The sequence below is a fragment of the Ruegeria sp. HKCCD7181 genome, assembly GCF_057221055.1.
The window spans coordinates 493,970-511,974 of the sequence record NZ_JBWVBC010000002.1 but is presented as its reverse complement, the minus strand read 5'-3'; the positions used below and the strand labels follow the sequence as shown (position 1 = coordinate 511,974).

Below are 18,005 nucleotides of genomic sequence, written 5' to 3'. Positions count from 1 at the left end.
GTAGATCAGTCGGCCTGCGGAATCAGCGGCGCATTGTCGCCCTGTGCCGGCGGCAGCAGGTCATCCGTGGACGGAACCGCCGGTGTGCTTTCCTCAGTCGAGGCGGGGGCTGGAACACCCAACCGGTCGATAACCGAGCTGCCCGAAGACTTCTGGGCTGCCAGAATCGTCAGCGTAATCGATGTCACGATAAAGCACGCGGCAAGGATCCATGTCAGCTTGCCCAGAGCGGTCGCTGCTGCGCGGCCAGTCATGGCGCCACCGCCGCCACCACCCATACCCAGGCCACCGCCTTCGGACCGCTGCATCAGCACAACGGCAATCAGGCCCAGGGCCAGGAGGAGGTGGATGATGAGAACGACGTTTTCCATGGTGTTCCTGTACAGCGTGGCGTGTATCGCGTGGTACTTATGCAAGTTTGCCATCGGGGGCAAGGGAGGAGTTGGCATCATGAACGGTGATAATTCAGATCACGGCAAAGGGGCTGGACAGGTGGCCGATCGGTGACGCAGGCTACGCCCATGCCTCATGACGATCACGACCACCCGCACGCCCTGTTGCCACCTGAACCCGCGCTTCGTGTCAAAGCGCTCGAGACGATTCTGACCCGCAAGGGTTTGATCGATCCGGCGGCACTGGATGAGATCATTGACACCTATCAAAACAAGATTGGCCCGCAGAACGGCGCGCGCGTTGTCGCCAAAGCGTGGTCGGATCCTGAGTTCAAGCAGGCGTTGCTGGAAGATGCAACGCCGGTTGTGGCCGAGCTCGGCTACTACGGTCGTCAGGGTGAGCATATGGTAGTGGTCGAAAACACACCTGAGCAGCACAACATGGTCGTTTGTACGCTATGCAGCTGTTACCCGTGGCCACTGTTGGGCATACCGCCCGGTTGGTACAAGTCCGACGCCTACCGCGCCCGTGCCGTGCGCGAACCTCGTAAAGTGTTGGCAGAGTTTGGCGTAACCTTGCCCGAGGCGACCGCGGTTAGGGTTTGGGATTCGACCGCCGAAATACGCTATCTGGTCTTGCCAATGCGCCCTAAGGGGACGGATGGATTGAGTGAGGATGAACTCACCGCGTTGGTTACTCGTGACAGCATGATCGGGACGGGATTGCCCAGAGTGCCGGCATGACCCGCGTACATGACATGGGGGGTCGTTTCGGCGACGGCCCGATCTACCCCGAATCTGAAGGCGATCCGGTTTTTGCCGAGGACTGGCATGCGCGTGCACTGGCAGTAAAGTTGGCGTCTGATCCAATTGGGCGGTGGAATATTGACGAAATGCGGCACGCGCGCGAGTGCCTGTCGCCACAAGATTACACCCGATTTTCCTATTATGAGATTTGGATTGCTGCACTTGTGGATAAACTAGTCGAAAAGGGTGTCCTGACTTCGGATGACCTAAGTGGACCAGGGGCGGACGAAGCCCACCCGCTTGCAGATCGTATGCTCAAAGCCGAAGCCGTTGCGCCTGCTTTGGCCAAAGGCGGCCCTGCGGACCGTCCCTCGAAAGTCGCCACAAAATTTGAGATCGGGCAAGAAGTCCGCACAGCGCACCCTGCAGCAAATCGTCTTGTTGATGGGGGGCACACCAGGTTGCCTATTTATGCTGCCGGTGCCAGAGGGCGCATTCTTAAGCTGCACGGTACCCATGTTCTACCAGATTCCAACGCGCATGGATTGGGTGAAGCGCCAGAGCCGCTGTATGCCGTGGCTTTTTCAGCTGCAGAACTTTGGGCCGACCCGGAACACCCCAATGACGAAGTTGTGCTGGACTTGTGGCAATCATATCTGGAGCCTGCATGAGCGATTGCGTCACTTTTTCCGCGCCCGAGCCGGTCTTTGCCGAACCTTGGCACGCACAGGTTTTTGCCGTGACTGTAGCGCTGAATGAGGCCGGACGATTTGCGTGGCCGGATTGGGCGGCGCGGTTCTCCGATACTCTGAAGCGACACGGATTGAACCGTGAGTTGAACGGTGGCGACGATTATTTTTACGCTTGGCTGGAAACGCTCGAGGTATTGCTTGCCGAGCAGGGGGCGGCCTCTGCCGACGATGTAAGTGCGCTGCGCGATGCGTGGGAGGACGCGTATTTGGCGACACCACATGGCGAACCAGTGCGATTGACTGGCAAGTAAGCTCCGGAACTGGTCGGCTGCGTCGAATTACCGGTTTCCCTGCTGCTTTCCCCCCGCTATATGAGCCGGGTTTGATAACTCAGCGCAAAAGGACCGGATATGGCCAACGTGGTTGTTGTCGGCGCCCAGTGGGGTGACGAAGGAAAAGGCAAGATCGTCGACTGGCTCAGCGAACGGGCGGACGTGATCGCGCGTTTTCAGGGCGGACATAACGCCGGTCATACGCTGGTCATTGATGGAGAGGTTTACAAGCTGCACGCGCTGCCTTCGGGTGTAGTGCGCGGCGGCAAGCTGAGCGTGATCGGGAATGGTGTCGTTCTTGATCCGTGGCATCTGGTCAAAGAAATCGGGACAATTCGCGCGCAAGGTGTGGATATCACGCCTGAAACACTGATGATTGCCGAAAACACGCCTCTGATCCTGCCTTTCCACGGAGAATTGGACCGGGCGCGCGAGAATCAGAATTCGGTTGCCAAGATCGGAACGACCGGCCGTGGCATTGGCCCTTGCTACGAGGATAAAGTCGGTCGCCGAGTGATCCGAGTTGCCGATCTTGCCGATGATGCAACACTGGCTCTGCGGGTTGATCGGGCCCTTGTGCATCACAACGCTCTTCGCAATGGTCTTGGGCTGGAGCCTATTGATCGTGACGGTCTGATCGCACAGCTGAAAGAAATCGCACCGCAGATTCTGCCCTTTGCCGCGCCCGTCTGGAAAGTCCTGAACGAAAAACGCCGGGCGGGTAAACGCATTCTGTTCGAAGGCGCGCAGGGCGCATTGCTGGATATTGATTTCGGAACTTATCCATTTGTGACTTCCTCGAATGTGATCGCGGGACAGGCGTCTACCGGTGTGGGCATCGGGCCGGGGTCGATCGACTTCGTACTGGGGATCGTCAAGGCCTATACGACCCGTGTTGGTGAAGGACCGTTCCCGACAGAACTGGATGATGATGATGGTCAGCGTCTGGGGGAGCGCGGACACGAGTTTGGTACAACCACTGGCCGCAAGCGCCGTTGCGGTTGGTTCGACGCCTGCCTTGTGCGCCAGACCTGTGCGACCAGCGGCGTGAACGGTATCTCGCTGACCAAACTGGATGTGTTGGACGGGTTTGAGACGCTGAAAATCTGTACCGGCTATGAATTGGATGGCAAACGTTTGGATTATCTGCCCACTGCAGCTGATCAACAGGCTCGTTGTACTCCGATCTACGAGGAAATGCCGGGCTGGAGCGAATCCACTGAAGGCGCGCGCAGCTGGGCAGACCTGCCTGCGAACGCGATCAAATACGTGCGCCGGGTGGAAGAACTGATCGAATGCCCGGTGGCGCTGCTGTCCACCAGCCCGGAGCGGGAGGATACCATTCTGGTGACCGACCCGTTTGCCGATTAATGGGCAGTCCTGACGAAAAACCGGGTTTAAGCTACAAGGCGCGGCGGCGCTGGTCTCTGGTTCTGCTGCTGGTCGGTTTGCCGTTGTACATTGTCGCCGTCGTGACTGTATTGAATTGGCTGGATCGTCCGCCAATCTGGCTGGAGCTGCTGGTTTATGTTGCGCTTGGCATCGTGTGGGCCTTGCCGTTCAAGTTCGTGTTCCGCGGCGTAGGTAAGGAAGACCCGGATCAGGACGCGAACTGAACGTCGCAACGAACTTTGTCATCGGCAATTGACGCCACACTTTCAGTCCGAACAAAAAAATTTGGCTCAGGTGACAGTCTCTGCTGAATAACACCTGTCGCCTACGTGTTTTCAGGGATCCCGCCAAACGATTACGTGTCAGTCAATTAGGGCCAGAGAAAACCTCTGGCCCTTTCTTCGAGGGGGTAGTTCATTGTTGCTTTCGGTGTTTATCCGGCGGCGCGCTTGTCGTCGGGCCGAAAGCCAATTTCGGTCGAGGCTGAAAAACGACCGCCGCCAGCTTTTTCGATCTTGCCGTCCCGCAGCAACTGACCAAATGAGCGCAGGCTTTCTTCCCGGTTGAAATCATCCTGCTTGAGAGAGCGGACCTTGTTCATCAGCTGCGGGCGCGAAAACTGCTCCTGCCCCTCAATAAACGAAAGATAAGCGGCGGCAGCTTCCAGAAGGTCGGACAGTGATTGCGCGCCTTGTTCCTGAGCGAAACTGGCAAAGCCACCTTCTTCTGTCCCGTCATCCTGCGAGGACTGGACGCGCCGGGGCATAATTGGGCCTGTTTCTTCATCATTGTCAGCGTCAACACGCTGCTCGGCCACCAGTTTCAGCGGAGCGGGTGCGTCTGGCTGGGGGCGAATGCTTGTGACGTTGACCTCGGGCCGGCGAGGGCTGACAACCGATGCCAGATCCCCACGGTACTCTGCATCTTCGGATTCGGCGCTGCTTTTGGAAACGCGCTCGGCTTCGGTCGCGGCCACAGCGGTGCGCAGATGCGAGTAGGTTTCGCGTTGATCACTGGTAGCCGGATCGTCCATGCGGGCGTCGGCCGTATCCATCAAACGCGAGACGTCCTGATCCAAGCCACTATCTTCCGCCACTTTGTGATCCGAGCTCGCCGCAAGTTCAGCTTCGACCAGCGAGATTTCCTCGAGCAGATCGGCCTCGTCTTCAGCGCTCAGAACATTTCTAGCGCTTTCAGGTTCCGCCTCATCCACCTCGATTTCTGCCTCGTCTTCGTCCTCTTCCTCGCTGAGAATATTGAGGATGCCATCCGTTTCCGGTTCGTCTTCGGCGGTGTCTTCGGCATCGGTAAACAATACGTCGTCCGAAGTGACCTCGGGCTGCTCAGCCTCTGCCGCTTCGGTTGCTTCCGGTTCGGTCGCCTCGACGGCCTCAGCACCAGTCAGTGCCAGGATCTCATTCAGGGTTTCGGCATCCTGCTCAAACGCCGACTCGATGGAAATCTGCGCTTCTTCCAGATCTGACGGATCGATGTCTTCAGGAACAGCGATCTCAGCTTGGAACTCGGTACCTACCTGTTCGCTTGATTCTGCGGTTTCTTCAAACTCTTCCAACCGGGGCGCTTCAACCGCCTCTGTTGTATCGTCTGCTTCGGTGAGCTCGGTCCGCGGTTCGTCTTCCGACAAATCAACCGGGTTCAGTGCACCTGCTTCAAATGCGGCCGATATGGCGTCTACCTGAGGCCGCGCGGGCTCGATAAAGCCGTTTTCCTCGTCCTCGCCAAACTGCGGCGGATTTTCATTGGAATGCGAAACCACGGCGCGGATACGCTGCAATTTGGCTGCGATGCTGTCGGCGGCTGGCTCAGTAGCTGCCGCAATCGGGCTATGGTCTGGTCGTGCCACTGGTTCGGCGGGGGCTTCCGGTGCAGGAGCATCGACGACAGGTGCGGCGGCAACGGTGGGGGCTGCTTCCGTGGCGCGCAACAACAGGCCGCTGTCATTCTGGCTGGCTTCGACTTTGCGTGCGATGTCGCGCTGGGCGATGCGAGTCAGCATTTCGGCATCTGGCTGCGGAGGTTCGGATCCGAAATACCGGTCATCTGCTGCCAGATCACGGAAGTATTCGGCAATGGCTTTCATCGTTTCAAATGAATCGTCAAAGCCTTCCAAAGTGCAGGAAAAGGTTCCGTAGGATACGGTCAATACCTTGTTGTTCTGTACCATCAGACGCACGTCCTCTACAAACTACCAGGCCGAAATCCGAGCTAGTCGCACGGTATCGACTCGAAACTTTGTCCATGAGTCTATCATTTTGTGGTCTCAATATGTCCAAAAGCGGGAAAAATGGTCAATCTTAAGAAAAACGGGCCGATTGTACGGTCTGAGGAGCCAATAGCGCTGTTTGGTGGTGGACTGATCGGCCCAGAGGATACGAATCTAGCACTCACTCGCGTCAATCGTGCCGTGGCGGCAGATGGAGGGGCGGCGGCATTGATCGATTCGGGGCATTTGCCAGAAGCGGTCATCGGAGATTTCGATTCCCTCGAACCCAGATATCGTACCCGCATTCCAGAGGATCGCTTGTACCCGATCCGGGAACAGGACAGCACGGATTTCGACAAAGCATTGCGCAGCATCGAAGCGCCTTTGATTTTAGGTGTCGGCTTTTTAGGTGGGCGTGTGGATCACCAATTGGCGGTGTTCAATGCGCTGGTGCGGTTACAGGATCGACCTTGTGTACTGCTGGGCGCGCATGAAGTGATCTTTCACGCGCCGCCGAAGATTGTTCTTCCCATCGAAGCCGGAGAAACCGTGTCGTTATTTCCGCTTCGGCATGTAACCGGGTGCAGCAAAGGGTTGGAATGGCCTATCGACGGGTTGGGCCTGTCACCTGACGGGCGGGTTGGCACCTCGAACCGCGCGTTGTCTGAGGTGGAGCTGCAAATGGACGGACCCGGGCTTTTAGTCATGGTGCCCCGTGCGGCCCTGGATCAGGTCATGCAGGCGTTTCTGTCGGGCCGGACCGGGCGTTGGCCCGCTCGTGCAGGATGACATAGAGACCGGCGGCCACGGTAATTGCGATTCCTAGCGCTGCGATCCCGTCAGGCAGATCGCGAAAAATCAGCCATCCGATAAGGGTGGCAACTGGAATCTCCAGATATTGCATCGGGGCAAGCGTCGCCGACGGCGCATATCGCAGAGACCAGGTCATCAACAGGTGAGCTACTGTACCGAGAACACCAATGGCCAGCAGCAACCAGTGGATTTTGTCAGTCGGCAGGATCAAGGTCAGCTCCCAAACCCCGGCCTTTGTTCCGAAAAGCATCAGCGGCAGCAGAAAGATCGTAGCCATGGCGCCGGACACGGCCTGCAGTGACACCGGGTCAGTCTCTTTGGCAATTTGCCGCGTAACAAGCATGAACAGGGCGAAGACAACAGCTACGATCAATGGAAGCAATGCAGGCAGGCCAACCGCGGCAAAGCTGGGCTGGATAACCAGCAGCGTGCCAGTAAAGCCCACGATGCATGCGATCACGCGGCGGGGACCGACCTGTTCACCCAGTACATATTTTCCCAGTAGCAGCATGATGAAGGGCATGACAAAGGCGATAGCGACTGCATCTGCAAGCGGCAGGTACTGCAACGCGCTGAACATTGCCGCGATCCCTATGATGTGGAGAAGCGTGCGGATCACCGTCAATCGTAAGACACGCCCCTGCATTCGCCAGGTGCGACCAGTGAGGGCAACCAGCGGGATCAGGATGATGGCCTGCACCGCAAATCTGACCAGAACCAGCAGTCCAAGAGGTGTCGTTTCGCCCAACAGCTTTGCCATGGCATCGCCAAGTGGTGCGAGTATGCAAAAGCCGAGCATCAAAACGATGCCGAAGACGGGGCGATCCTGAGTCATGGCGGCGACGCTAGCGGGTTGCTGACGCCGTGGAAAGAGACGTGCCAGTTAATCGTCAGGCAGCGGTTGGTATTTCGTGTAGTCCGGGCCGACGCAGCAAGGCAGACCGTCATTCAGTTTGAGCCAGCTCAGTTTTTCCTCGTGCGCCACGTGCAGCGTCGGTTGCAACGCCTCGGGATCGTCCAGCGCGGCCACGTACAGGTGCATTACATCCGACATGGATTTTGAACGGAAAGACATCGGTGTACCGCAGGACGAACAAAAACTGCGCTCGACGCCAGGCGAGGAGTTGAACAATCGAGGCTCTTCACCCGTCCAGCGCCATTGTCCATCACGCACCCCGAAGTAAGCCGTCATCGGGGCCGAACATTGCCGCCGACAGCTTTCGCAATGGCAGGTGACACACGATAGGACAGGGGGATCAACCTCGAACCGAACCGCTCCGCATAAACAACGACCGTTCATTGGTTGCCCTTTCCTAAGACCTGTCAGCTGGACGATTGTATCAGCAGTTGGGAATGTTCACCGCCAGCCCGCCAAGCGAGGTTTCCTTGTATCTTTCGTGCATATCCTGCCCTGTCTGCCGCATGGTTTCTATAGCAGCGTCCAGCGGCACGAAATGCTGCCCGTCGCCGCGTAGCGCCAGGGACGCAGCCGAGACGGCTTTGATGGCGGCCAGACCGTTGCGCTCGATACAAGGCACCTGAACCAGGCCAGCCACGGGGTCGCACGTCATGCCCAAGTGATGCTCCAGCGCGATTTCGGCTGCGTTTTCGACTTGTTCCGGAGTGCCACCCATGACAGCGCACAGGCCCGCGGCTGCCATTGCCGAGGCGCTGCCGACCTCGGCCTGACATCCCGCTTCGGCTCCGGAAATCGAGGCGTTATACTTAACCAGACCGCCGATGGCTGCTGCGGTGAGTAGAAAATCTTCGATATGACTTTCTGATGCGCCCGGTACGTGGTCCAGGTAATAGCGCAGCACTGCAGGCATCGTACCCGCCGCGCCATTGGTCGGAGCGGTGACAACTTGCCCACCGGCCGCGTTCTCTTCGTTTACGGCCATGGCATAGACGCTCATCCAATCATTGATGGTATGGGGAGCGTTCAGGTTCATGCCACGTTCGGCAATCAGCGCATCATGAATGCCCTTGGCGCGGCGGCGCACGTTCAGACCACCGGGCAGGATACCGTCGGTGGTCAGGCCGCGTTCGATGCAGTTGTTCATGACTTCCCACAAACGGGCGGTTCCTTTGGCAAAACTGTCGGCACAACCACGCGCGATTTCATTTGCGCGCTTCATATCGGCAATGCTCTTGCCACTCGTCTTCGCCATTTCCAGCATCTCGGCCGCCGAATGAAACGGGAAGGGCACCGGAGGACCGTCGTTGGTGTCTTTGCCTTCGGCCAGTTCTTCCTCGGTCAGGACGAAACCGCCGCCGACGGAGTAATAAACCTGCCGCAGGATCACATCGCCCTGTGCGTCCGTGGCCATCAGGATCATGCCGTTGGCATGGCCCGGAAGGTTGTTGTCATAGTCGAATACTAGATCGGTATTGGGGTCGAACTTCAGCTCGGGCAATCCGTCCGGTGTTACAGTGTGCGTTTTAGCGATTTCGGCCAATGCGGCTTCGGCTTTGTTGTTGTCGTAATTGTCCGGCACAAATCCAGCCAACCCCAGGATTGTAGCCCTGTCGGTGGCGTGGCCTACACCGGTAAACGCCAGGGAACCGTGAAGGGACCCGCGCAGGCCCGCGAATTCGAACGGCGAGGCACGCATCAGGTCTAGAAAGCGTGCGGCCGCGACCATGGGGCCCATGGTGTGAGAAGAAGACGGGCCTATGCCCACTTTGAACATATCGAAGACAGAGAGGAACATGTCAGATAGCGGAGCCTTCTGGTGGGTTTGCGTAGGTGGGTGAGGTAAAGGGCGTGACGTCCAACCCTTCGGCCTTAATGGCGGCGCGTGTTGCTGGTCGTGCTTCCAACCGCATCAGTATGTTTTGAAGATAAGGCGTATCCGGCAATTGGAACCAGCTGCGGTCCGATCTGGCAGGGTACAGAGCCATCCAGCGAAGCATGCAGGCCAGATAATATGTCAGGACAGTTGGTTGCTCCGAGGTAAGCCACGAGGGTGCTTTCTTGGCTTCGGCATCCAGCAGTTTCAGGTGTTGCCGCAGGCGCGGTCGTATCCCCGCACGCAAGGTTTCGGCCTGCGTCGCGGCGATGTACTTCTCGGCGTAAAACAGGATCCGCATATCTGCATGCAAGGTGTTGGACGCGAAAAACAGCCATTTCAGGAACGCCGCCCGATCCGGGCTGCTTGCGTCGGGGGCCATTTTCCCGTGCTCGTCTGCCAGCCACAGCAGGATCGCCGCAGTTTCGAAAATCGGACCTTGGGGTGTCTCCAGAACCGGGATTAACCCATTCGGATTCAGAGCGCGATACGCCACGCCATTTTGTTCGTTCCGGCTGCGGTCGACCAGAACGGTTTCGTACGGCAGGCCCATCTCCTCTAGCACCAGCCGGATCACCAGCGAGGCGTTGTCGGGGGCATAATGCAGGCGGTACGGCGAATCCATGAGCCTTATGTTAGACATGCGTACAATGGGCGAAGCCTTGATTGCGACGTTTCCAATCGGAAACGCGTATTTCAGCGACATGTTAACACAGCGCAGCCGCGAATTGTCTCTCGCAGTCGACCGGAGCATTCCGTATAACGCCGTCAGCAATCTGAGGGGAACCAGCCATGACCGGAGAAATGTCACCCATCGAGACAGCTAAATGTGTTGCCGCACGTCGCGCAGCCGAATTTGTTCAGGACGGGATGCGCGTTGGGTTGGGCACCGGTTCGACCGCGGCGTGGATGGTGCGCCGGCTGGGCGAGAGGGTGCGTGACAACGGATTGCAGATCAAAGGCGTCCCGACCTCGACCGCAACGGCGCAGCTGGCGCGCGAAGTGGGGATCGAGGTCGTCTCGCTGGATCAGGCGGGCTGGCTGGACCTGACCATCGACGGAGCAGATGAGTTTGACGGGGAATTCAACCTGATCAAAGGTGGCGGCGCTGCCTTGTTACAGGAAAAGATCGTGGCCACCGCCAGCGACCAGATGATCGTAATCGCCGATGCCGGCAAAGAAGTTGAGTCTCTGGGCGCGTTCCCCTTGCCGGTCGAGGTGATCCCGTTTGGATGGCAAACCACCCGAACCCTGATCGAAGAGGCGTTGGATGCGATGGACGTGCTTGGCACGTCGGTCACGCTGCGGATGAATGGTGAAGCGCCAAGGGTCACTGACGAGGGCAATCACATCCTGGACCTGCACCTCAAGCGCATCGGTAACGCACGCCATCTGGCATTGATGCTCAATCAGGTGCCGGGCGTGGTCGAGAACGGCCTGTTCATCGACATCTGCGACAAGGTTGTCATCGGTCACGGCGACGGACGGGTTGAAGTGCGCGATCTGAACGAAGGTACTGTGGAGACGGACCAGCCCAGCGACGGCACCGAGAATCTGTTTTCGAATCTGGCGGATTGAGAATCACGCCTCAAAGGTCTTCAGAAAAACGTTTTTTCGGCCCCTAGGGGTTGGCAATCGACATATTGCGCCCAGATATCCAGAGAATTTTGGCAAGTTGAACAAAGGAACCCAGCATGAGCTTTGACTACGATCTGTTCGTCATCGGCGGAGGCTCGGGCGGGGTCCGCGCGGCGCGCGTTGCTGCGGGTGAAAATGGCGCCAAGGTGGCATTGGCCGAGGAAGACCGCTATGGCGGCACCTGCGTGATCCGAGGCTGCGTGCCCAAAAAACTGATGGTTTTTGCTAGTGAATACTCGGGCATAGTCAGCGACGCACAGGCCTATGGTTGGGACATTCAGTCCGGTGCGTTTGACTGGAGTACCTTCCGTGGCAAACTTCATGCCGAGCTGGATCGGTTGGAAGGTATCTACCGCAACATTCTGAAAAATAATGGCGTCGAAAGCTTCGATCAACGCGCCCGCCTGTTGGATTCACACACAGTGGAGCTGACAGATGGCACCCGCAAGACGGCCAAGCATATTCTGGTGGCGACAGGCGGACGCCCGGTTGTACCAGAATTTCCGGGCTCGGATCTGGCAATCACGTCGAACGAGATTTTCCATCTGGAGAAACTGCCCGAAACGATGCTGATCGTTGGCGGCGGCTATATCGCCTGCGAATTCGCCGGGATTATGAACGGTATGGGGGTCCGAACGACCCAATTCTATCGCGGCGCCCAAATCCTGCGTGGCTTCGATGATGAGGCCCGCGGGCTGATCTGTGAAGAAATGTGCCAGAACGGTGTTGATGTGCATCTGGGCACCAATGTGCTCGAGATGAAAAAACAGGGCGACAAAATCTGGGTAAAGGCAACGAACGGTTCAGAGCAACTGTTCGATGTAGTGATGTATGCCACGGGCCGCGCACCGAATGCTGATGATCTCGGGCTGGAAAGTCTGGGCGTCGAACGCGGCCGCAAAGGCGAGATCATCGTGGACGAATACAGCCAAACTGCTGTGCCTTCGATCTATGCTATCGGTGACGTGACCGACCGGGTAAACCTGACGCCAGTTGCCATCCGCGAAGGCATGGCCTTTGTGGAAACCGTCTTCAAAGGTAATCCAACACCGGTGGATCATGAGTTGATCCCAACCGCGATCTTCACCCAGCCCGAGATGGGCACAGTGGGGCTGAGCGAGGAAGAAGCAGCCGAGCAGGAGCCGATCGAGGTTTATGCGACGTCGTTCAAGCCGATGCAGAAGGCGTTTGCCGGAGGCACACAGCGCGTGCTCATGAAGCTGATCGTCAGCCATGCGACGCGTAAGGTGCTGGGTTGTCATATCGTCGCGCCGGGCGCGGGTGAGATGATCCAACTGGCCGGGATCGCCGTGAAAATGGGCGCGACCAAGGAAGATTTCGACCGAACGGTTGCAGTTCATCCCGTGATGGCCGAAGAACTGGTGACAATGCGGCAACCTGTACGCACTGCTTGATTTGCAACTGCGCGCACACAAGTTACAAGGGAACCCGTGTTCACACGGGCCTAAACGAAGGAATTGAAAAACATGGCGGGCAACAGCGGCGGCCCCTGGGGGGGCGGAGGCTCATCCGGTGGCGGAGGAAATCGGGGAAACAACGGGGATGGGCGCAAGCCTCCCGAAGGTGAAGGCCCGCAGATCCCTGAGATCGATGAGCTGATGAAAAAGGGTCAGGAGCAGTTGCGCGTGCTGATGGGCGGGCGCGGCGGCGGTGGCCGTGGCAGCAACGGACAGGGATCCGGTGGCGGCGGACCGGTGTTTACCAAAGGGACCGTAGTGATTGGTCTGGTGGTCGCGGCAGGTCTTTGGGCGGCGGCAAGCTTTTACACCGTTAAACCGGAAGAACAGTCGGTTGAACTGTTTTTGGGAGAGTTTTCGGCAGTTGGGAATCCGGGTCTGAACTTTGCTCCTTGGCCTGTGGTTACCGCAGAAGTCATTCCTGTTACTCGTGAACAAACCGAAGACATGGGCGGCACGCGCGGCAGCGATGATGGTCTGATGCTGACCGGCGACGAAAATGTTGTCGATATCGATTATCAGGTCGTCTGGAACATCAACGACCCGGCCAAATACCTGTTCAACCTGCGCGATCCTCGTCAAACGATCCGCGCGGTGTCGGAATCGGCGATGCGCGAGATTATCGCGCAAAGCGAGCTGGCGCCGATCCTGAACCGGGACCGCGGCATCATTGCCGACCGTTTGCAGGAACTGATCCAGCTGACGATGGACAGCTACGACTCGGGCGTGAACATCATTCGTGTGAACTTTGACAAGGCCGACCCGCCGCAGGACGTGATCGCCTCGTTCCGCGACGTTCAGGCCGCCGCGCAAGAGCGCGACCGCCTACAGAACGTTGCTGATGCTTACGCCAACCGGGTCCTGGCTGAAGCGCGCGGTGAAGCCGCTCAGGTACTGGAAGAAGCCGAAGCCTATCGCGCACAACAGATCAACAGTGCACAGGGTGAAGCCAGCCGCTTTAGCGCTGTTCTCGAGGAATACTCTAAAGCACCGGAGGTGACTCGCAAGCGTCTGTACCTGGAACGGATGGAGCAGGTTCTGGGCGACGTGGACAAGATCATTCTGGACGAAAACTCGACTGGACAAGGGCAGGGCGTCGTTCCGTATCTTCCGCTCAACGAGCTGCGTCGCAATTCCGGTGAGGAGAGCAACTGATGCGTAAAACGACTTTCATTCTGCCGGTCATCGTGATTGCGGTTGTTGGTATTCTGTCTTCGATCTTTATCGTGGACGAACGCGAACGCGCGCTGGTTCTGCAATTCGGTCGTGTCGTCTCGGTCAAGGAAGACCCTGGCCTGGCGTTCAAGATCCCCCTGATTCAGGAAGTTGTCCGTTATGACGACCGTATCCTTTCAATCGACGTTCAGCCGCTGGAGGTGACGCCTCTGGATGATCGCCGTTTGGTGGTAGACGCGTTTGCCCGCTATCGGATCGCGGATTTGAACCAATTCCGACAGGCCGTTGGTGTTGGTGGTATACCTGTAGCCGAAGATCGACTGGATCGAATTTTGCGTGCTGAAACGCGTGAAGTGCTGGGTTCGGTTTCGTCCCGTGATATCCTGAGTTCGGATCGTGCCGCGCTGATGCTGCGCATCCGCAACAGCGCGATTGCTGAAGCACTTGCGCTGGGCGTAACCGTGATCGACGTGCGTCTGAAGGCAACCGACCTGCCGCAGGCGAACCTTGAGGCGACATTCGACCGGATGAAAGCTGAACGGGAACGGGAAGCTACCGACGAACGCGCACGTGGTAACGAAGCTGCCCAGCGTGTGCGCGCGCAGGCCGACAGGACCGTGGTTGAACTGGTGTCAGACGCGCGTCGCGAAGGCGAGATCATTCGCGGTGAGGCAGATGCCGAACGCAACTCGATCTTTGCCGAAGCTTATGGCGCGGACCCGGAGTTCTTTGAGTTCTACCGCTCGCTGACCGCTTATGAGAACGCACTGCAAGGCGGGAACAGCTCGTTGATTTTGAGCCCGGATTCGGAGTTTTTCAACTATCTCAGCTCTCCCACCGGGCGACGGGCACCGGCTGCTGCGGTACCTGAGTAATGGGCATGATCCTTCTGGCCTTCGGGCTGGTTCTGATTGTCGAGGGGCTGGCCTATGCGCTGGCCCCTTCGCTTATCGAGCGCATGCTCGAAGCCCTCAGAGCGATGCCGGAGCAGGCGCGGCGGCTGGTCGGACTGCTGTGCGTGGTCAGCGGTCTGGTGTTGTTGTGGGGTGCGTACCAGGTCGGGTTTTGAAGTAGTATCCTCACTTGCCAGTGATTTAACCGCGATCCCGTGTTGCGGGCTTTGACAAACTGACTACATTGTTTTGCAAGAACGGCTGTGAACACGGTCGACATGAATTCATAAGGAGATCCCCGGTGCAGGCACACGCACGCAGTATTTCCGTCCGGCAGGACGAGATGAGCACGAGGTTGCGGCTGATGTGGTTGGGATTTGCCACGATGTTGTTTGTCTTGGCGCAGACCCTTGCCGCACAGGCCCGGAGCGAAAGCTTGGCGCCGCTGGCCGAAAAAATCAGCCCGGCGGTGGTCAACATCACTACAAGCACTCTGATCGAAGGCCACACCGGTCCGCAGGGGATCGTGCCCGAGGGTTCTCCGTTCGAAGACTTCTTCCGAGAGTTCCAGGATCGGAACGGCGGAGAAGACGAAAACCGGCCGCGTCGCAGCAATGCGCTTGGATCGGGTTTTGTGATTTCCGAAGATGGCTACATCGTCACTAATAACCACGTTATCGCGGAAGCAGACGAAATCCTTGTCGAATTCTTCCCCGGGGATGGCCAGCCTGCGGAGGAACTGCCCGCCAAAGTGATCGGTACGGATGAAAAGACGGATATTGCTTTGCTAAAGGTCGAGGCACCAACGGCGTTGCAATATGTAAAGTTCGGCGACAGCGACACCGCACGGGTGGGTGATTGGGTCATCGCCATGGGTAACCCTTTAGGTCAGGGGTTCTCCGTTTCCGCCGGGATCGTTTCGGCCCGTAATCGGGCGCTGAGCGGGTCCTATGACGACTACATCCAAACTGACGCGGCGATTAACCGGGGCAACTCAGGCGGACCGCTGTTCAATATGGATGGTGAAGTTATCGGTGTGAACACCGCGATTTTGTCACCCAACGGCGGCTCGATCGGGATTGGTTTTTCAATGGCGTCGAATGTTGTTGTCAAGGTTGTCGATCAGTTGCGCGAGTTTGGCGAGACACGGCGCGGTTGGCTGGGCGTTCGCATTCAGGATGTCACCGAGGATATGGCCGAAGCGATGGGTCTGGACAAACCCGGTGGAGCGCTGATCAGCGACGTGCCGGAAGGCCCCGCCAAAGAGGCCGGTCTGCTGGCCGGGGACGTGATCATCAGCTTTGACGGGGTCGAGGTCGAGGACACGCGCGGTCTGGTTCGTCAGGTTGGCGAAACAACTGTAGGCAAGTCCGTGCGCGTTGTTGTTCATCGCGACGGCGGTACCCAAACTGTTTTGGTCACGCTGGGTCGTCGTGAAGATGCTGAGCGCGCCGAGACTAGTGAAGAAGAGGTCCCGCAAGCGGATGAGGGGGAAAACAAGGATATCCTTGGTCTGACGATCTCACCGCTGACAGAAACGTTGCGAGAGGATCTGGGCCTGGATGCTGACGCCGAAGGGTTGGTCGTGTCCAACGTCGACGAGGCGTCCGAAGCGTTTTCGAAAGGTCTGCGCGCGGGCGATGTGATCACCGAAGCGGGTCAGCAGAAAGTGACCTCGATCGATGATCTTGAGGCGCGGATGGACGAAGCGCGAGAAGCCGGGCGGAAGTCCTTGCTACTGCTGGTACGCCGCGGCGGCGAGCCGAGGTTTGTAGCGCTGAGCCTTCAAGAGTAAACGGGTTCATAAGAAACGAAAATCTAGGCCGGGGTTAGCACCTCGGCCTTTTTCATTTTTCAGTGCAGAGCATGATGAAATACGCCCTTAAAATGAGAGAAGCCATATGCCGGGGACGGCATATGGCTCTGGTACAGGGAGAGGCTGGTGGACAGATATCGGGGATGATAAAACCAACCTCCTACGGTAACGTCTACGACCATACGTCAAGAATGACGTCTGGTATGTGAAGCGGTTCACAAGGTCGGAACTTTTTTAAATCAAATCGGAATCGGCCAGCTGCTTCAGAGCATCGAAGTCATGGATTTGCAGGCCGCCGCGGGAAGCTTCGACCACGTTACTGCGTTTCCAGGTCGAGATTGTTTTCGAAACCGCCTCGCGCGTTGCGCCGACAAACTCAGCTAGTTCGCTTTGCGACAGGGTAATGCGCGCAGTTGGGTTATCCTGTTGCCCGGCCAACAGCAGCAGTTTTCGGGCTAGCCGCACCGGCATCGGCAAGAACACCTGCTCGTTCAACTGCGCTCCCATCCAGCGCATCCGCAGACCGGCCAGCCGGATCATGTCGACCGCAAGGTCTGGATGCCGCCGGATTTGTTCCATCACGTCATTCCGGCGCACGCGCAGGACCCGTGATGCCTCGGCAGCCGTGATCGTGGCTGTGCGCGGGCCATTGTCAAAAAGCGCGATTTCGCCGAAAACCTCGCCGGGTCGCATCAGGCTGAGGGACAGTTTGCGCCCGCTCATCGCAAGAAAAGACGCCTCGAGCGTGCCTTCCAGAATGGCGTAGAGCGCGTCGCCCTCATCGTCTTGCTCAAACAAAACGTCCCCGCGGTTCAACACGACTTCAACCGCTTGTGCGGCAAGCATTGCCCTCAGCCTTTCAGATGCTTCGGACAGGAAACCACTGCTGGGAAGGGCCATCATGATGCGAGCGGTACTCCGGTTGAGTGTTTTGAGTGGTCCCTCAACTTTCCACAGCTTTGGCACTAAGCCAAGGAATTTGTCTGATAATCTTGCAAGCGTTTGCTGCACTACTACTGGTCGGGGTCTTCCATATAGCGTTGCAACACGCTGAATTGCAGCATTAGAAAGGCCATAAGGGCGATGGGAAAGGCGAAGGTCTCGATCTTCACCCACAGGTCCGTCGACATGGTTCGCCAGACAAATTCGTTGGCCATGGCCAGCACTGCAAAACACGCGCAGAGACGGCGCGTCAGAATCATCCAACCTTCATTGCGCATCGGCAGCATCTCGTCCAACACGTAAGCCAGATAGGATTTTCCCTGCAGAAGGCCGATGCCGAGGATGATCGAGAAAAAGCCATAGACCAGCGTTGTTTTCATCTTGAAGAACCGCTCGTCATTGAACCAAGCCGTTAATCCGCCAAAAAATATCACCATGAATGCCGTGAAGATCTGCATCCGGCTGAGTTTGCCGGTCAGGTACCAAAGGATGCCCATGGCGGCCAGCATCAGCGGGACAAACAGAATTGTCGCCACGATGAACCCGGAATATTCGACCCCGCCAATCAGAAAACTGTCGTCGCGCAGACGCAGGTAAATGAAGAAAAAGGCCAGCGGAGGCCCAAGCTCCAGCACCTGCTTCAGAAATGGGTTGATGTCTTTTTTACCTGTCATGGTG

20 protein-coding genes are annotated in these 18,005 nt (G+C 57.7%); 12 read left to right on the top strand and 8 right to left on the bottom strand.

Annotated elements, in window-relative coordinates; translation table 11 throughout:
- Nucleotides 1–5: 5 nt before the first annotated feature.
- Nucleotides 6–371 carry a preprotein translocase subunit SecG gene (gene secG / locus AC2TCY_RS06050; RefSeq protein WP_480846188.1) on the bottom strand — a complete coding sequence of 122 codons (366 nt, stop codon included), beginning with the start codon at nucleotides 369–371 and terminating at the stop codon, nucleotides 6–8.
- Nucleotides 372–521: 150 nt separating this feature from the next.
- Here secG and nthA point away from each other — a divergent pair, with 150 nt between their 5' ends.
- The 5 genes from nthA (at nucleotide 522) to AC2TCY_RS06025 (ending at nucleotide 3,779) form a co-directional block, all read left to right on the top strand.
- Complete coding sequence (gene nthA, locus AC2TCY_RS06045) at nucleotides 522–1,136, top strand: nitrile hydratase subunit alpha (protein WP_480846186.1); 615 nt, start codon at nucleotides 522–524, stop codon at nucleotides 1,134–1,136.
- Nucleotides 1,133–1,810: a nitrile hydratase subunit beta gene (gene nthB / locus AC2TCY_RS06040; protein ID WP_480846185.1), complete on the top strand. Its 678-nt coding sequence runs from the start codon at nucleotides 1,133–1,135 to the stop codon at nucleotides 1,808–1,810. Before nthA ends, nthB begins: the two co-directional genes overlap by 4 nt.
- A complete protein-coding gene (locus AC2TCY_RS06035) occupies nucleotides 1,807–2,142 on the top strand; it encodes a nitrile hydratase accessory protein (RefSeq protein WP_480846184.1) in 336 nt (111 codons plus the stop codon). Before nthB ends, AC2TCY_RS06035 begins: the two co-directional genes overlap by 4 nt.
- Before the next feature lie 99 nt (nucleotides 2,143–2,241).
- Nucleotides 2,242–3,534: an adenylosuccinate synthase gene (locus tag AC2TCY_RS06030; protein WP_480846183.1), complete on the top strand. Its 1,293-nt coding sequence runs from the start codon at nucleotides 2,242–2,244 to the stop codon at nucleotides 3,532–3,534.
- Nucleotides 3,534–3,779: a DUF2842 domain-containing protein gene (locus tag AC2TCY_RS06025; RefSeq protein ID WP_480846181.1), complete on the top strand. Its 246-nt coding sequence runs from the start codon at nucleotides 3,534–3,536 to the stop codon at nucleotides 3,777–3,779. The genes AC2TCY_RS06030 and AC2TCY_RS06025 overlap by 1 nt, the downstream gene beginning before the upstream one ends.
- Nucleotides 3,780–3,988: 209 nt before the next feature.
- On the opposite strand, the gene AC2TCY_RS06020 is transcribed toward AC2TCY_RS06025, so the two are convergent.
- Nucleotides 3,989–5,740 carry a hypothetical protein gene (locus AC2TCY_RS06020; RefSeq protein ID WP_480846179.1) on the bottom strand — a complete coding sequence of 584 codons (1,752 nt, stop codon included), beginning with the start codon at nucleotides 5,738–5,740 and terminating at the stop codon, nucleotides 3,989–3,991.
- 120 nt (nucleotides 5,741–5,860) lie between these two features.
- Here AC2TCY_RS06020 and AC2TCY_RS06015 point away from each other — a divergent pair, with 120 nt between their 5' ends.
- Nucleotides 5,861–6,568, top strand: coding sequence for a thiamine diphosphokinase (locus tag AC2TCY_RS06015; protein ID WP_480846178.1), 708 nt, complete (start codon nucleotides 5,861–5,863; stop codon nucleotides 6,566–6,568).
- Here AC2TCY_RS06015 and AC2TCY_RS06010 read toward each other — a convergent pair.
- From AC2TCY_RS06010 to AC2TCY_RS05995, 4 genes are read right to left on the bottom strand one after another with little or no spacing between them, the layout of a single operon-like run.
- Nucleotides 6,513–7,427 carry a DMT family transporter gene (locus AC2TCY_RS06010; RefSeq protein ID WP_480846177.1) on the bottom strand — a complete coding sequence of 305 codons (915 nt, stop codon included), beginning with the start codon at nucleotides 7,425–7,427 and terminating at the stop codon, nucleotides 6,513–6,515. The two genes, AC2TCY_RS06015 and AC2TCY_RS06010, sit on opposite strands and share 56 nt — an antisense overlap.
- Before the next feature lie 48 nt (nucleotides 7,428–7,475).
- Nucleotides 7,476–7,892, bottom strand: a complete 417-nt coding sequence (locus AC2TCY_RS06005) for a GFA family protein (RefSeq protein WP_480846175.1) — start codon at nucleotides 7,890–7,892, stop codon at nucleotides 7,476–7,478.
- 40 nt (nucleotides 7,893–7,932) lie between these two features.
- Entirely contained in the window at nucleotides 7,933–9,306 is a 1,374-nt protein-coding gene (locus tag AC2TCY_RS06000) for an L-serine ammonia-lyase (protein WP_480846173.1), read from the bottom strand.
- A 1-nt stretch (nucleotide 9,307) separates the two neighbouring features.
- Entirely contained in the window at nucleotides 9,308–10,009 is a 702-nt protein-coding gene (locus AC2TCY_RS05995) for a glutathione S-transferase family protein (RefSeq protein WP_480846171.1), read from the bottom strand.
- 167 nt (nucleotides 10,010–10,176) lie between these two features.
- Between AC2TCY_RS05995 and rpiA the strand changes: the two genes are divergently transcribed.
- From rpiA to AC2TCY_RS05965, 6 genes are all read left to right on the top strand, one after another.
- A complete protein-coding gene (gene rpiA, locus AC2TCY_RS05990) occupies nucleotides 10,177–10,962 on the top strand; it encodes a ribose-5-phosphate isomerase RpiA (RefSeq protein WP_480846170.1) in 786 nt (261 codons plus the stop codon).
- Between the two features lie 116 nt (nucleotides 10,963–11,078).
- On the top strand, nucleotides 11,079–12,437 hold the full coding sequence (gene gor, locus AC2TCY_RS05985) for a glutathione-disulfide reductase (protein ID WP_480846168.1): 1,359 nt from the start codon (nucleotides 11,079–11,081) through the stop codon (nucleotides 12,435–12,437).
- A gap of 72 nt (nucleotides 12,438–12,509) precedes the next feature.
- Nucleotides 12,510–13,655, top strand: a complete 1,146-nt coding sequence (gene hflK / locus AC2TCY_RS05980; protein WP_480846167.1) for an FtsH protease activity modulator HflK — start codon at nucleotides 12,510–12,512, stop codon at nucleotides 13,653–13,655.
- Complete coding sequence (gene hflC / locus AC2TCY_RS05975; RefSeq protein ID WP_480846165.1) at nucleotides 13,655–14,551, top strand: protease modulator HflC; 897 nt, start codon at nucleotides 13,655–13,657, stop codon at nucleotides 14,549–14,551. The genes hflK and hflC overlap by 1 nt, the downstream gene beginning before the upstream one ends.
- Complete coding sequence (locus tag AC2TCY_RS05970; RefSeq protein ID WP_480846164.1) at nucleotides 14,551–14,745, top strand: DUF2065 domain-containing protein; 195 nt, start codon at nucleotides 14,551–14,553, stop codon at nucleotides 14,743–14,745. Before hflC ends, AC2TCY_RS05970 begins: the two co-directional genes overlap by 1 nt.
- 167 nt (nucleotides 14,746–14,912) lie before the next feature.
- Nucleotides 14,913–16,364, top strand: coding sequence for a Do family serine endopeptidase (locus AC2TCY_RS05965; protein WP_480846365.1), 1,452 nt, complete (start codon nucleotides 14,913–14,915; stop codon nucleotides 16,362–16,364).
- A gap of 255 nt (nucleotides 16,365–16,619) precedes the next feature.
- Here AC2TCY_RS05965 and AC2TCY_RS05960 read toward each other — a convergent pair whose 3' ends face one another.
- Both AC2TCY_RS05960 and AC2TCY_RS05955 read right to left on the bottom strand, forming a co-directional pair.
- Nucleotides 16,620–17,288, bottom strand: a complete 669-nt coding sequence (locus AC2TCY_RS05960) for a Crp/Fnr family transcriptional regulator (RefSeq protein ID WP_480846163.1) — start codon at nucleotides 17,286–17,288, stop codon at nucleotides 16,620–16,622.
- Between the two features lie 110 nt (nucleotides 17,289–17,398).
- Nucleotides 17,399–18,001 carry an inner membrane-spanning protein YciB gene (locus AC2TCY_RS05955; RefSeq protein WP_480846161.1) on the bottom strand — a complete coding sequence of 201 codons (603 nt, stop codon included), beginning with the start codon at nucleotides 17,999–18,001 and terminating at the stop codon, nucleotides 17,399–17,401.
- Nucleotides 18,002–18,005: the final 4 nt, after the last annotated feature.

What these genes read in the sequence shown, in the direction of transcription:
- secG (WP_480846188.1), bottom strand. Translation starts at nt 371, where the DNA reads ATGGAAAACGTCGTTCTCATCATCCACCTCCTCCTGGCCCTGGGCCTG.
- nthA (WP_480846186.1), top strand. Translation starts at nt 522, where the DNA reads ATGCCTCATGACGATCACGACCACCCGCACGCCCTGTTGCCACCTGAA.
- nthB (WP_480846185.1), top strand. Translation starts at nt 1,133, where the DNA reads ATGACCCGCGTACATGACATGGGGGGTCGTTTCGGCGACGGCCCGATC.
- AC2TCY_RS06035 (WP_480846184.1), top strand. Translation starts at nt 1,807, where the DNA reads ATGAGCGATTGCGTCACTTTTTCCGCGCCCGAGCCGGTCTTTGCCGAA.
- AC2TCY_RS06030 (WP_480846183.1), top strand. Translation starts at nt 2,242, where the DNA reads ATGGCCAACGTGGTTGTTGTCGGCGCCCAGTGGGGTGACGAAGGAAAA.
- AC2TCY_RS06025 (WP_480846181.1), top strand. Translation starts at nt 3,534, where the DNA reads ATGGGCAGTCCTGACGAAAAACCGGGTTTAAGCTACAAGGCGCGGCGG.
- AC2TCY_RS06020 (WP_480846179.1), bottom strand. Translation starts at nt 5,740, where the DNA reads ATGGTACAGAACAACAAGGTATTGACCGTATCCTACGGAACCTTTTCC.
- AC2TCY_RS06015 (WP_480846178.1), top strand. Translation starts at nt 5,861, where the DNA reads ATGGTCAATCTTAAGAAAAACGGGCCGATTGTACGGTCTGAGGAGCCA.
- AC2TCY_RS06010 (WP_480846177.1), bottom strand. Translation starts at nt 7,427, where the DNA reads ATGACTCAGGATCGCCCCGTCTTCGGCATCGTTTTGATGCTCGGCTTT.
- AC2TCY_RS06005 (WP_480846175.1), bottom strand. Translation starts at nt 7,892, where the DNA reads ATGAACGGTCGTTGTTTATGCGGAGCGGTTCGGTTCGAGGTTGATCCC.
- AC2TCY_RS06000 (WP_480846173.1), bottom strand. Translation starts at nt 9,306, where the DNA reads ATGTTCCTCTCTGTCTTCGATATGTTCAAAGTGGGCATAGGCCCGTCT.
- AC2TCY_RS05995 (WP_480846171.1), bottom strand. Translation starts at nt 10,009, where the DNA reads ATGGATTCGCCGTACCGCCTGCATTATGCCCCCGACAACGCCTCGCTG.
- rpiA (WP_480846170.1), top strand. Translation starts at nt 10,177, where the DNA reads ATGACCGGAGAAATGTCACCCATCGAGACAGCTAAATGTGTTGCCGCA.
- gor (WP_480846168.1), top strand. Translation starts at nt 11,079, where the DNA reads ATGAGCTTTGACTACGATCTGTTCGTCATCGGCGGAGGCTCGGGCGGG.
- hflK (WP_480846167.1), top strand. Translation starts at nt 12,510, where the DNA reads ATGGCGGGCAACAGCGGCGGCCCCTGGGGGGGCGGAGGCTCATCCGGT.
- hflC (WP_480846165.1), top strand. Translation starts at nt 13,655, where the DNA reads ATGCGTAAAACGACTTTCATTCTGCCGGTCATCGTGATTGCGGTTGTT.
- AC2TCY_RS05970 (WP_480846164.1), top strand. Translation starts at nt 14,551, where the DNA reads ATGGGCATGATCCTTCTGGCCTTCGGGCTGGTTCTGATTGTCGAGGGG.
- AC2TCY_RS05965 (WP_480846365.1), top strand. Translation starts at nt 14,913, where the DNA reads ATGAGCACGAGGTTGCGGCTGATGTGGTTGGGATTTGCCACGATGTTG.
- AC2TCY_RS05960 (WP_480846163.1), bottom strand. Translation starts at nt 17,288, where the DNA reads ATGATGGCCCTTCCCAGCAGTGGTTTCCTGTCCGAAGCATCTGAAAGG.
- AC2TCY_RS05955 (WP_480846161.1), bottom strand. Translation starts at nt 18,001, where the DNA reads ATGACAGGTAAAAAAGACATCAACCCATTTCTGAAGCAGGTGCTGGAG.